Below are 13,098 nucleotides of genomic sequence, written 5' to 3' on the forward strand. Positions count from 1 at the left end.
TACCAATAGTTTGAGATAATTGTATCGTTATGAATATACGAAAAAGGTGTACCCCGTGTTAGAACGGAGTACACCTTTTTCATTTTAATTTGCCGATTTTTCTACATACTCATAAGCTTTCTCACCATGCATCGAAATATCAAGTCCCATGTGTTCCTCGTGCTCATCTACTCGAACAGGGAGGAAAAAGCTAATAACTTTAATAATGGTGTACGTCATTATGATTGTAAAGGCATAGGTTGCCCCAATTGCTACAAGTTGTTTAAACAGTAACGCGGCGTTTCCGTAAAACAATCCGTTCGCACCATCCCCGTTTACGGCAGTAGTTGCAAATAGTCCTGTTGCAATACCGCCCCAAGTTCCTCCAATGCCGTGGCATCCAAAGGCATCAAGTGTATCGTCATACCCGAATTTTGTTTTTAAGAAGAAAACGGCGCCAAAGCATAATATACCACCAATTGCTCCGATAAGAAGGGCGGAGAAAGGTGTAACGAACCCGCAAGCTGGTGTAATAGCGACTAGACCAGAAACAACTCCGCAAGCAGCTCCCATTGCGGTCGGTTTTGATTGGAAGAACCATTCAGAAAGCATCCAAGTTAGAGCGGCGGCAGCGGCGGCTATATTTGTATTAATAAATGCAGTTAACGCTACGTCGTTTAAGGATAATGCGCTGCCGACGTTAAAACCGAACCAGCCAAACCATAATAAGCCTGCACCTAACATTGTAAATGGCAAATGGTGAGGAGAAGAACCATTTATGTTTTTTCGTTTTCCAAGGAAAATAGCTAATACAAGACCAGCAACTCCGGAAGTGATGTGAACGACGTTTCCGCCAGCGAAGTCTAGGGCGCCAAGTTCCCTTAGCCACCCACCGACGCCCCATACCCAATGAGCGACAGGATTGTAAACGATTGTTGTCCATAGAAGGATAAAAATAAGAAAGGCAGAAAATCGCATTCTTTCAGCAAATGCACCTGAAATTAAAGCTGGAGTTAAAATGGCGAACATGAGTTGAAACATCATGAATAAATTGTGAGGAATAGTAGATGAGTAGTCTGGATTTGGTGCGTAGGTAACTCCGTTTAGACCGAACCAATCAAGTGTGCCGATAAGCCCGTGCCAATCTGGTCCGAATGATAAAGAATAGCCGATAACAATCCATTGAATCGAAACGATAGCCATTGCGCTATAACTATGCATCGTTGTACTGAGTACGTTTTTGCTGCGAACCATACCTCCATAAAAAAGTGCCAATCCTGGTGTCATCAACATGACCATTACTGTCGTCATAAACATAAAAACTGTATCTCCCATATCCATGATCTCTCCTCCTGTAATGTTAGAAAAAATAACATCGTTTTGTTATGTTTCATATCATATTCGAAAAGGAATTAAAAATCAACTAAAAATTCAGAAAAATATATACATGATGTTAGAAAATGTAACATGGATTATTTTGTGAGGATTGAAATCGACATATGCGTTTCACTTGGATAATTGGTATAATATTCTTACAATTAAAAACTTGGGGGATGCGTGTGGGAAAAATACGGACTAGGAAACTATTCATTTGTTTTTGCTTAGCTTTTGTTTTGTTTGTACCAATACATACTTTTGCAGACGAAAAAAGAGAGTGGAAAGATGAAGTTATATACTCCATTATGATTGATCGCTTCAATAATGGAGAACCGAAAAATGACAAGCAGTTAGAAGTTGGTAATTTAGAAGGGTATCAAGGCGGGGATATAAGAGGAATTATAAAAAGGTTGGATTACATAAAAGAAATGGGTTTTACTACCATTATGCTTTCGCCGCTTTTTGAAAGTGGAAAGTACGATGGATTAGACGTGCGAAATTTTAAAAAGGTAAATGAACATTTCGGGACAGACAATGATGTGAAAGAACTTGTAAAAGAAGCTCATGCAAAAGGAATGAAAGTTGTATTTCAATTTCCACTTGGAGAAAACGAACAACAGGTAATTGATGCAACGAAATGGTGGATAAAAGAAGTTGATTTAGACGGAAGTTATGTTATACATAGTGAAAAAAAGCCGCGTTCCTTTTGGGATAACGCGCAAAAAGATATGCAAGTGATAAAGAAAGATTTTCGTATTATGACAAAGGAGGATAGCGAATACAACGAAAAAATAGTAGAATCGTTTTCCAAAGCGGATGTATCGGTGAAATCGTTATACGATGTGAGTAAAAAAGAAGGGGAATTTGTTACGTTTTTAGATGATCAAGAAACAAAAAGATATGCGCGTATTGCAAAAGAAAATATGTATTATCCGCCATCACGTTTAAAACTGGCGCTTACATATTTGTTAACATCACCTGGGATTCCGAATTTTTATTACGGAACTGAAATTGCATTAGATGGAGGAAGTGTACCCGATAATAGACGATTAATGGATTTTAAGTCAGACGAAAAATTTATGCAGCACATAACAAAACTAGGTGAACTTAGGCAGGCGAGACCGTCTTTACGACGCGGTACGTTTGAGCTTCTGTATGATAAGAGCGGGATGAGCATACTAAAACGAAAATATAAAGATGAAGTAACTTTAGTAGCAATTAATAATACGAAAGAAACACAAAAAGTCTCCTTACCTGCAAGTGCAATTGGTGAAAAACAAGAGTTAAGAGGATTGTTGCAGGATGAAATTATAAGAGAGGAAAACGGAAAATTTTATCTCGTTTTAAAGCGTGAAGAATCAAACGTGTATAAAGTTAACGGAGAAACAGGTGTGAATTGGTTATTTATCTCCTTAATCGTTGGTGTGAATGTATTATTTATTGCGTTTTTAATTGTAGTTAAAAGGAAACGTAGATGAGATGAGAAGTTACTCACTCTACGTTCATGTCTTCTTATTGGATTTGTAAGTTTGTTCGGTGGCGCGATAGTATTTATTCTGTTGATATGAAATTTCTTAAGAGAAACGATGTGAGAATGAAAACGTCCCTAGTGAGAGGAGGGCCAGGTTAGGAAGGGGATGTTCTTCCTAACCTGTTTTTTGTGTTAGCACCGATAGGGAAGAATCTTTGAAACAATCAATAATTGTAACTATATTGATTTTACATTACATTAAAAGTTAGAGAATACTCTTATACTAATACAGTGCTAAATAGTAGGTGGAAAAATGGAGTTTTACGATTTGGGTATTACCATTAAAGAGCTTAGAATTAAAAAAATATATCACAATCCGAATTATGTCATGGAATATGTTCACAAAGTCAAATTAGCTATTAATCTAAATACTTTATACTTATTAGGTGAACTTTACTATTTAAAGGGATGGAATTTATTAAGATTTAAACAACAGAATGAAGAAGATATTGCAAATAACATGAAAAAAGCATTATTTATATTTGAACTAACAGAAAAAGAAAATCTGATAAAAATGGTTAAAGAAAAATATTTTGAAAACCAAAATGAAAAAAGCTACTCATAATTCATTTGGGTATTACTTGAAATATAATAGAACCTACAGGGAAAATCCCTGTAGGTTTTAAACTTATAAACTTTCTTCTAAAATATTAGTGCTTAATATAAATCTTTGAATAAGAGTTTACTTAGTGTACTTTTTATTTTGAAGTCTGCATCTTTATTAACGATGTATGCTTCTTTTTAAATCCATCCGAATATTATTGGTTCAAGTCGGAGGAAGGCGCTTTGAGGTTTCTTTTTTTATGACTTTTATCATTAACTATTTAATGTTTTTTAAATGATTACATGACATAGTTTTTTTGTACCAAGCTTTGTTGATACAGTTAGACTTATCCGTTAGTGAATTCGCATTATTAGAACATCCTACAGTATTTAGGGAGAATGTGGCCAATAAAAACCATAGTATTAATTTCTTCATATAACCACTTCTAACTCTTTTTTAATTAACATTTTTTAAGTTCCTTATTAATTTTACATTATATTAAAGGTTGGGAAATATTCTTATACTCATAAATTGTTACGTTTTGACGGGGAGAGGGATTATGAGTTACAGCGATTTTTAAGATGATTTTGGTCTAGGATGTAGTTATTAAGAAAAGTAATTCAAATCGAAGGGGGAACGTCTTGAGGTGTCTTTTTCTTATTTTCAATAAGGTCTGCTAAATGCATGTATAAAACAAATTCTACAATAAGGCCTAGTTTAATCATACGGTCACTTGTAAAGTCTTCGTATGGTTAGACTCTGTTCACTTAGCAATTTTCACCGCATATACCTTTTTATATAGTTTGTTCTCGTAATATTGTCTCTACAAGACAAAAAAGAAAACTCCTCTAATTAAGAGGAGTTTTCTTTTTAGCGGTAGTTAATGAACTGTACGTCGATTGGTAAATCAGCGCTACGAACAGCTGCGATTACTGCTTGTAAGTCATCACGGCTTTTTGCTGTAACACGTACTTGATCATCTTGTACTTGTGTTTTTACTTTTAATTTCATTTCTTTAATGATGTTGTTAATTTTTTTCGCGTTATCTTTATCGATACCTTGTTGAAGTGTTGCGCGTTGGCGAACAGTGTTGCCAGTTGCAGCTTCAACTTTTCCGTAATCTAAGTTCTTAATTGGAACGTTACGTTTTACAAGTTTAGAGATAAGAACGTCTTTTACTTGCTCTAATTTAAACTCGTCATCAGAAGTTAAAACAAGTACTTCTTTTTCTAATTTAATATCACTTTTACTTCCTTTAAAGTCATATCGGTTTTGGATTTCTTTTAATGCGATATTAATTGCGTTTGTTACTTCAGGTAATTCTACTTTCGAAACGATGTCAAAAGAACTATCTTTTGCCATAGTTAGCACCTCCAAATAAATTTCTAATCTTGTTATGTACTGTACATACTAAAGTATAGCTGAAAACGAGTCTAGACTTAAGTGTTTTCGTACTTATATTCATGTAACCTCATTTTATTATAGTGAATTTTGGGCAGTTGGACAAATACAGGAAAAATCATGTTATAATTAACTTTTGTTTGGAATGATAAAAAAGATAATTTTATATATATAGAAGGGAATTAAAAAATATGTATTTGCAAATAGGATCGATTGAACAGGTAACTGTTTTACGCGAAACGGAAATCGGATATATGGTTGGGAATGAAGAAGAAGAAATTTTCCTACATAAAAACGAAGTAGCTGGAGAAATTGCAGAAGGCGATACGATTGATGTATTCTTATACCTTGATCACCAAAATCGTATTTCAGCAACAATGAAGGAACCAATTATTACAACGTATGATTGGAACTGGGTAAAGGTTGTAGAAGTTATTCCTAGTTTAGGTGTATTTGTTGATATTGGTGTGTCAAAAGATATACTAATTCCAGCTGATGAGTTCCCGATTTATATGCCGGTATGGCCAGAAGTAGGCGACGAATTATATTGTACGTTAAAATTAACGAATCGTGATCGTTTAATTGCTCTTCCGGCAAGAGACAGTGATATGCAAGAAATTATCGTAGATGCAACGCCATCTATGCGTAATAAAAATGTAAATGGACGTGTGTATCGTTCACTTCAAGTTGGTTCATTCATACTAACGGATGAGCATTTCCGTGCTTTCTTACACCATACGGAAAGAAAAGAACAAGTCCGTATTGGTCAGCGCGTAACAGGACGTATTATTGATGTGAAAGATGACGGTACAATTAACATTTCGCTTCTTCCTCGTAAAGAAGAAGGAATGGAAGATGATGCTGCAGTAATTTATGCATATATGGAAGAACGAGGCGGAGCAATGCCGTTTTGGGATAAGAGCCATCCAGAAGACATTAAAGAACGTTTCAATATGAGTAAAGCTGCGTTTAAGCGTGCGCTTGGTAAGTTGATGAAAGAAGAAAAGATTTATCAAGAAGAAGGTTGGACGTACTTTAAGAAATAAGATGAAAGATTAAAAAGCACACCCTTATCTAAAAAGATAAGGGTGTGCTTTTTTTAATTTCCTTGCGGAGAAACAAGAGTAAATGTATCTTTCAAATCACTATCATTTATTTTAATATTTGCCTTTTTTAATTCCTCTTGTAACAATTTTTTGCTGAATACAGGATCAGCAGTACGTTCTTCCTCTAAGTTTTTGCGAATAGAGTTTTTTACCTCATCGTAAGGTTTTAAATCTTTTTTATCAGTTAATTTAATAACGTGATAACCGTTTGATGATTTTACGGGATTGCTAATTTGTCCAACATTTAGTTTGTAGGCAGCCGTTTCGAATTCAGGAGCCATTGTACCTGAATTGAAGTATCCAAGGTCTCCGCCTTTATCTTTTGATAGTAGATCTTGTGATTCTTGTTTTGCTAATTCTTCAAATGAAGCACCAGCATCTAGTTTACTCTTTATTTCTTTCGCTTCATTTTCGTCACTTACTAAAATGTGACTCGCTTTAATTTCTGGCTTATAGTGGTCTTTTACGTCTTTCTCTGTAATGCTTTTCTTAATCGCTTCATTCATAGCAAGTTTGAACTTAATTTGATTTTTAAAATCCTCTTCATCTTTTAAACCATTATTTTCTAATACTTTTTTGAATTGATCTCCATATTGTTTTTTTACTTTTTCTACTTCTTTATTTACCTCTTCATCAGATACTTTATATTTTTTTGTGATGACGTCTTGTGCCATCATTTCGTATAGCATGTCTTTTCCGTAACGATCTTTCAATTGTTTTTCGAAGTTATCCTTTGTAATGGTCGAGTCTGTTGCTGTAGCGACTGTAGCTGAGCCGTTTTTTTGTCCGCAAGCAGATAATATCAATATACTTATTAGTGCAGTAATAATGAAAATATGTTTCCCTCTCATGCCAACACCTCATCCGAATATGTTATCGCTATTGTAGAATATAGAAGTGAACATGAAGTGAATTTTTAATGTTTTTTTCCTTTAAAATGTAAAAAAGTACATCAACATAATTGTTGATGTACGATGGAATCAAAGGTGATCGGTCTTTTTAGAGTATGCACGTTTACCTTGCTGAATATTTTTTTGCTCTTGCTCATTTTTTTGTGTGCGTTTTGCGTTATTATCGCGTGCTTTTTTGTCGTTATCACTCGTATGTGGCATATGTATCAACTCCATTTCTAAACGTTGTACGTTTATCATTTCCTTTTTCGTAAAGACTATGTATAGCGGTGCATTTATGAAGGGTAAAGGTGGATTCGAAATGGATTTGAAGTTGAATTATACTGAACTTATAAAGAAGTTAATCGTTGTAATCATCGCAGGTTTATTAAACGCGATTGGGATGAATTTATTTTTAACACCAGCAAAAGTGTATGCGAGCGGCTTTGCTGGATTGTCTCAATTATTATCGCAAATATTAGGTGATTTTTTATCGATTCACATATCTACGGGAGTATTGTTTAGCTTATTTAATATTCCTGTCGTTATTTTAGCGTGGAAAAAGGTTGGAAAGGCCTTCACCTTTTTTAGTTTTCTTTGTGTTATATTTATGACTCTGTTTCTAGAAATCATCCCTGTTAGAGCGGTTTCGAATGATATCATATTAAATGCGATTTTTGGTGGGATTATTTCGGCAATTGGAGTAGGGATTGCTTTAAAGTGGGGTGCTTCTACAGGTGGATTAGATATTATCGCCATGATTTTATCAAAAATAAAAGATAAGCCTGTCGGTACATACTTTTTCTTTTTTAATGCAATTATCATTATCGCTGCTGGCTATGTATATGGATGGGAAAAAGCGTTGTATACGCTAGTGACTTTATATGTATCAACGAGAATTATTGATGCAATTCATACTCGTCATGTAAAGATTACAGCATTAATTGTTACGAAGAATGGGGCAGACGTAAGAAAGGCGATTCACTCGCGATTAGTAAGAGGGATTACAACGATACCAGCAACAGGTGCTTATACGAATGAAAATAAAGAAATGTTAATGATGGTTATTACCCGTTACGAGTTATACGAATTAGAGAGGATTATTAGACAAGTGGACCCAGGTGCATTTACAAATATACTGCAAACAGTTGGGGTGTTCGGATTGTTTCGGAAAGATTAAAGAGGACCAAAGTTGGTCCTCTTTTTTAATGTAAATTCGTAATGTTTTGCAATTGCTCTTGCATTTCACGGAGCTGAACTTTTTCAGCAGTTGAAGAGTTTGCGTAAGCGGATTGCAAAGCATTTTTTGCTCTATACACGAGATCTTGTTGCTCAGTACCGCTTGAACAAGATACGGCATTTTCAACAGCATCTCTAGCTTGTTGGAATAGTAAGTTCCCCATTTAAACCCCTCCAAAAGAAGAGTTACTTCTTGCTTTTTCTGCCTCAGCTAATGTACCTCTGTACGGGAATCTTGCATCGTGCTTCATAACAGCATCGGCTCCTTGTTGGATAAAACGTTTTGATTTGTTCTTTTTACCCATTCGAAAAACCCCCTTTATTTAGCTGAAAACAATCGACGCAAAGTCTCATGCGTCTACTTATAGTATGGACATTTGGCAGGAAACTATAAGTAGGGAATTTTTAGATTACAACCCAAGAACCTCTTCTAAATATAAAGCAATACCATCTTCTTCGTTCGTTAACGTCGTATGGTTTGCGAGTGATTTTAATTCAGGGATGGCATTTCCCATTGCGATGCCATGACCAGCAAATTCAATCATTTCAAAATCATTATCTTCATCACCGAAAGCGATAATGCGCTCTTGTGGAATGTTGTAATGACTAGAAATTTTTTGTAATCCAACTGCTTTATTTAATCCGCTTTTCACAATTTCAATAATCGGCCAAGGTGCGCCCCATTTTCTATGGTCGATTACTTCCGCATGCATATCCGTTAAATGTTGACGAATTGCAGTAGAATGCTCGTCATGTGCGTCAATTAATAAGCAAGTTGGATGATCGTTTAAAATATTTAATAAGTCTCCGGTAAAAATCTTAGGAGAGCCGAATTCGAAAATATGTTTTTTATCTTCATCAATTTCACGAACATACACATCGTCCATTACTTCCGCGTATATATTTTTTACGCCAAAATCAAAGCAAGCTCGGACAATTTCTTGCGCTGTTGCTAGCTCAAGAGGAGAGTGATGTGTTCCCCAGTTTGAATCAAGAGGATGATGTACGTAAGCGCCGTTAAAGTTTACGATAGGTGTGTTAAGATCAAGTTCTTTATAGTAATCGTAACTAGCACGGAATGGACGTCCTGTTGAAATAACAACAATATGTCCCTGTTCCTTTGCTTTTGCAATTGTATGTTTCGTTCGAGTGGAAATTATTTTGTTGTCTGTTAATAAAGTGCCGTCTAAGTCTAATGCGATTAAATGTTGTTTGTTCATAATTTCACCTCTTATAATAATTTTTTGTATCTATCTGTATTTCCGTTTTTAATATGCAGAAATAAGAGGTTAGGCTCGGTGAAATCACCATAGATGGAAATTTCACTATATATCCATCTTACGTCTCAAAGTGCTGTGGTGTCTACTATTTATCGTTGGAAATTAAGAAAAGTCAACATCTTTTTAGAAAGTTCAAACAATGTTTCTTTCATTATGTACAAATTGTGAAAAGGGTTACATTGCTCGTGTGGTGAGGCATATAATGAACATGTAATCTTCTCGTATATGTTTGACTCTCCTTTGAAACTAGCCTAGAGTAGGTTGGTTTCTTTTTTTTTCTACAAGTAGGAAAGAAATCCCTGCTTACGCTTGTGTCATTCATATATATGTACAAGAATGAGATGTAGTACTGTTTCCTAAACATGACAGAAAAGCTTTCTTTTAAAATGGATATACTAATGAGGCAAGACGTCATGGAAGGAGAATGAAGATGGGACAAAATCGCAGGTTTCGTTCTGGACAAAAAGCGCCGAATGATGGCATTTACGTAGAAATTGGTGAAACGGGAAGTATGGTGAAAGATCCGCAAATGGTGAAATTAACTGCCGGTGAAAAGTTTCCGGATAACACGAATCATAACCGCCAGTGGACATATAAAAGAAAACCGTAACAGAAGCCGCAATCATTATTGCGGCTTTTTTGTCGTTACACATTGTAATTTCATTTACCGTATTTTTAGCAGTATAATGAATGCTCTCTTTTTCTTTTTCAAATAATAAGTTTGAAAATACATAGGCAAAATTATTGTATAAAAAAGTCAGTTGGCGTATAATCAAATCAAAGGTCAAAGAAAGTCAAACTTTTGGAGGGCTGTAAAGATGGACTTAAATCAAATGACAACAAAAACACAAGAGGCGATTATGAGTGCCCAATCTTTAGCGGTATCTCATCATCACCAAGAGGTGGATACTGTTCATCTATTACTTGCATTATTAGAAGAGCAAGATGGATTAGCAGTACGTATATTTCAAAAAATGAATGTTGATATAGAAGCATTAAAGCAAGGTGCTGAAAGTTTAATTAAAAAGAAACCTTCTGTAACGGGGAGCGGTGCAGAAGTTGGAAAATTGTATGTAACGAGCGCTCTGCAACAACTGCTTGTAAGAGCAGGGAAAGAAGCAGAAAAACTGCAGGATGATTACATTTCAGTAGAACATGTGTTGCTTGCTTTTTCTGAAGAAAAAGGCGATATAAATCAATTATTTACAAGATTGCATATTACGAAAGATAACTTATTACAGTCTTTAATGACAGTTCGGGGGAATCAAAGAGTGACGAGTCAAAATCCAGAAGCAACTTATGAAGCGTTAGAAAAATATGGTCGTGATTTAGTGGCGGAAGTGAGAGCAGGGAAAATTGATCCTGTAATCGGCCGTGATAGTGAAATACGACGTGTAATTCGTATTCTTTCACGTAAAACGAAAAACAATCCTGTTTTAATTGGGGAGCCAGGTGTTGGTAAAACAGCAATCGTTGAAGGGCTAGCACAGCGTATCGTGAAAAAGGATGTACCTGAAGGATTGAAAGATAGAACGATTTTTGCGTTAGATATGAGTGCGCTCGTAGCAGGTGCGAAATTCCGTGGTGAGTTCGAAGAGCGTCTGCAAGCTGTATTAAATGAAATTAAAAAGAGTGAGGGCCGCATTTTATTATTCATTGATGAACTTCATACAATAGTTGGAGCTGGTAAAACAGAAGGTGCGATGGATGCAGGAAATATGTTAAAACCGATGCTTGCGCGTGGTGAACTGCATTGTATCGGGGCGACGACGCTCGATGAATATCGCAAATATATTGAAAAAGATCCAGCACTAGAAAGACGTTTCCAACAAGTATTAGCAGAAGAACCAACTGTTGAAGATACAATCTCAATTTTACGTGGATTAAAAGAACGCTTTGAAATTTATCACGGTGTAAATATTCATGACCGTGCGATTGTAGCGGCGTCAGTTTTATCAGATCGATATATTTCAGATCGCTTCTTACCTGATAAAGCAATTGACCTTGTTGACGAAGCATGTGCAACAATTCGTACAGAAATTGATTCTATGCCGACAGAATTAGATGAAGTAACGCGACGCATTATGCAGCTGGAAATTGAAGAAGCGGCTCTTGGAAAAGAAACGGATCGTGGTAGCCAAGAGCGTCTAAAAACATTGCAACGTGAATTATCGGATTTAAAAGAAGTTGCAAGTGGTATGAGAGCGAAATGGGAGAAAGAAAAAGAAGAAATTCACAAAGTTCGTGACTTACGTGAACATTTAGAACGTCTGCGTCGTGAATTAGAAGAAGCAGAAGGTAATTACGATTTAAATAAAGCAGCCGAACTTCGTCACGGGAAAATTCCAGCAATTGAAAAAGAGTTAAAAGAAGCGGAAGAAATGGGCGCGCATAATAAACAAGAAAATCGTTTATTACGTGAGGAAGTAAGTGAAGAAGAAATTGCAGATATTGTTTCACGCTGGACGGGTATTCCTGTTGCGAAACTCGTGGAAGGTGAACGCGAGAAATTATTACGCTTAGAGCAAATCTTATCAGAGCGTGTTATCGGACAAGAGGAAGCAGTAAGCTTAGTGTCAGACGCAGTTCTTCGTGCTCGCGCTGGTATTAAAGATCCGAACCGCCCGATTGGTTCTTTCATCTTCTTAGGACCAACAGGTGTTGGTAAAACAGAACTTGCAAAAACGCTAGCCCAGTCTTTATTCGATAGTGAAGAGCAAATGATTCGCATTGACATGTCTGAGTATATGGAGAAACACGCAGTGTCACGCTTAATTGGTGCACCTCCTGGATATGTAGGATATGAGGAAGGCGGTCAATTAACAGAAGCGGTAAGACGTAAACCATATTCCGTTGTTTTATTAGATGAAATTGAAAAAGCACATCCAGAAGTATTCAACATTTTATTACAAATGTTAGATGATGGACGCATTACAGATTCGCAAGGTCGTACAGTGGATTTTAAAAATACAGTTATTATTATGACTTCAAATATCGGATCTGCTCATTTACTAGATGGATTAGAAGAAGATGGTTCGATTAAAGAGGAATCAAGAGACCTTGTAATGGGGCAATTAAGAGGACATTTCCGCCCTGAATTTTTAAACCGTGTTGATGAAATTATTTTATTCAAACCTCTTACAACGAATGAAATTAAAAGCATTGTTGATAAAATTGTAAAAGAACTACAAGGTCGTCTAGCTGACCGTCACATTACAGTAGAATTAACAGATGCAGCAAAAGAATTTGTTGTGGAAGCTGGTTTCGACCCAATGTACGGAGCTCGTCCATTAAAACGATACGTACAGCGTCAAGTGGAAACGAAATTAGCACGAGAATTAATTGCAGGAACAATTACTGACAATAGTCACGTAGTTGTTGATGTAGAAAATAACGAATTAGTCGTTCATGTGAAATAAAAATAAAAAAGAGTTCGGATAAAATCCGGACTCTTTTTTTAGTGTTGTTCTACTGGCTCGTTTGGAATTGCAGCTGAAATTGCTAGTACTAACACAGCAAGAACAACTGAGAAAATAGACGCTTGGTTAAAGTCGTATGTACCGCCAGTCATAGAGCCGATTACATAGCTCATCATATGTACAAGTAAGAACGACCAAATTAATGCCCAAATGAAACGCATATTTTACACCTCTATTCGTTCAATCTGTCCTTATTGTAACACAATTGAAAAAAGAATATAGAAAAATATTTGTAGATTTTTCAACGCAAATTTGCATTCCGTTCATACATT

Annotated in this window: 13 protein-coding genes and 1 pseudogene; 6 read left to right on the forward strand and 8 right to left on the reverse strand. The window is 35.8% G+C overall.

Annotated elements, in window-relative coordinates:
* Positions 1-84 precede the first annotated feature (84 nt).
* A complete protein-coding gene (locus DN407_RS05805) occupies positions 85-1,320 on the reverse strand; it encodes an ammonium transporter (RefSeq protein ID WP_097862884.1) in 1,236 nt (411 codons plus the stop codon).
* A 158-nt stretch (positions 1,321-1,478) separates the two neighbouring features.
* Here DN407_RS05805 and DN407_RS05810 point away from each other — a divergent pair, with 158 nt between their 5' ends.
* On the forward strand, positions 1,479-2,834 hold the full coding sequence (locus tag DN407_RS05810) for an alpha-amylase family glycosyl hydrolase (protein ID WP_070757217.1): 1,356 nt from the start codon (positions 1,479-1,481) through the stop codon (positions 2,832-2,834).
* A gap of 399 nt (positions 2,835-3,233) precedes the next feature.
* Positions 3,234-3,452, forward strand: a pseudogene (locus DN407_RS05815) (hypothetical protein); the annotation flags it as partial.
* Positions 3,453-4,301: 849 nt separating this feature from the next.
* Here DN407_RS05815 and DN407_RS05820 read toward each other — a convergent pair.
* Positions 4,302-4,793: a YajQ family cyclic di-GMP-binding protein gene (locus DN407_RS05820; protein WP_001040149.1), complete on the reverse strand. Its 492-nt coding sequence runs from the start codon at positions 4,791-4,793 to the stop codon at positions 4,302-4,304.
* Positions 4,794-5,023: 230 nt separating this feature from the next.
* Here DN407_RS05820 and DN407_RS05825 point away from each other — a divergent pair, with 230 nt between their 5' ends.
* Complete coding sequence (locus tag DN407_RS05825; RefSeq protein ID WP_065704603.1) at positions 5,024-5,878, forward strand: CvfB family protein; 855 nt, start codon at positions 5,024-5,026, stop codon at positions 5,876-5,878.
* Positions 5,879-5,931: 53 nt separating this feature from the next.
* Here DN407_RS05825 and prsA read toward each other — a convergent pair whose 3' ends face one another.
* Both prsA and DN407_RS05835 read right to left on the reverse strand, forming a co-directional pair.
* Positions 5,932-6,789 carry a peptidylprolyl isomerase PrsA gene (gene prsA, locus DN407_RS05830; protein WP_098877278.1) on the reverse strand — a complete coding sequence of 286 codons (858 nt, stop codon included), beginning with the start codon at positions 6,787-6,789 and terminating at the stop codon, positions 5,932-5,934.
* Positions 6,790-6,918: 129 nt separating this feature from the next.
* Positions 6,919-7,050 carry a DUF3941 domain-containing protein gene (locus tag DN407_RS05835; protein ID WP_001120851.1) on the reverse strand — a complete coding sequence of 44 codons (132 nt, stop codon included), beginning with the start codon at positions 7,048-7,050 and terminating at the stop codon, positions 6,919-6,921.
* Positions 7,051-7,150: 100 nt separating this feature from the next.
* Between DN407_RS05835 and DN407_RS05840 the strand changes: the two genes are divergently transcribed.
* Positions 7,151-8,008: a YitT family protein gene (locus tag DN407_RS05840; protein ID WP_000364432.1), complete on the forward strand. Its 858-nt coding sequence runs from the start codon at positions 7,151-7,153 to the stop codon at positions 8,006-8,008.
* 25 nt (positions 8,009-8,033) lie between these two features.
* Here the strand turns inward: DN407_RS05840 and DN407_RS05845 are convergent, their stop codons facing one another.
* The 3 genes from DN407_RS05845 to DN407_RS05855 form a co-directional block, all read right to left on the reverse strand.
* The gene (locus DN407_RS05845; protein ID WP_000527407.1) at positions 8,034-8,231 is read right to left on the reverse strand and encodes a DUF3813 domain-containing protein; all 198 of its coding nucleotides are present in this window, start codon (positions 8,229-8,231) and stop codon (positions 8,034-8,036) included.
* Positions 8,232-8,372 (reverse strand): hypothetical protein, encoded by a 141-nt coding sequence (locus tag DN407_RS05850; RefSeq protein WP_000516816.1) that lies wholly within the window; start codon positions 8,370-8,372, stop codon positions 8,232-8,234.
* Between the two features lie 105 nt (positions 8,373-8,477).
* The gene (locus DN407_RS05855; RefSeq protein WP_001041232.1) at positions 8,478-9,287 is read right to left on the reverse strand and encodes a Cof-type HAD-IIB family hydrolase; all 810 of its coding nucleotides are present in this window, start codon (positions 9,285-9,287) and stop codon (positions 8,478-8,480) included.
* Positions 9,288-9,777: 490 nt separating this feature from the next.
* Between DN407_RS05855 and DN407_RS05860 the strand changes: the two genes are divergently transcribed.
* Together DN407_RS05860 and clpB are read left to right on the forward strand one after the other, a co-directional pair.
* Positions 9,778-9,957 (forward strand): YjzC family protein, encoded by a 180-nt coding sequence (locus DN407_RS05860; RefSeq protein WP_000531421.1) that lies wholly within the window; start codon positions 9,778-9,780, stop codon positions 9,955-9,957.
* A 208-nt stretch (positions 9,958-10,165) separates the two neighbouring features.
* On the forward strand, positions 10,166-12,766 hold the full coding sequence (gene clpB / locus DN407_RS05865; RefSeq protein ID WP_000365404.1) for an ATP-dependent chaperone ClpB: 2,601 nt from the start codon (positions 10,166-10,168) through the stop codon (positions 12,764-12,766).
* Positions 12,767-12,804: 38 nt separating this feature from the next.
* On the opposite strand, the gene DN407_RS05870 is transcribed toward clpB, so the two are convergent.
* Entirely contained in the window at positions 12,805-12,987 is a 183-nt protein-coding gene (locus DN407_RS05870; RefSeq protein ID WP_001211116.1) for a YjzD family protein, read from the reverse strand.
* Between the last annotated feature and the right edge of the window lie 111 nt (positions 12,988-13,098).

It is taken from the genome of Bacillus sp. JAS24-2 (genome assembly GCF_008274905.1).
Classification (GTDB): domain Bacteria; phylum Bacillota; class Bacilli; order Bacillales; family Bacillaceae_G; genus Bacillus_A; species Bacillus_A cereus.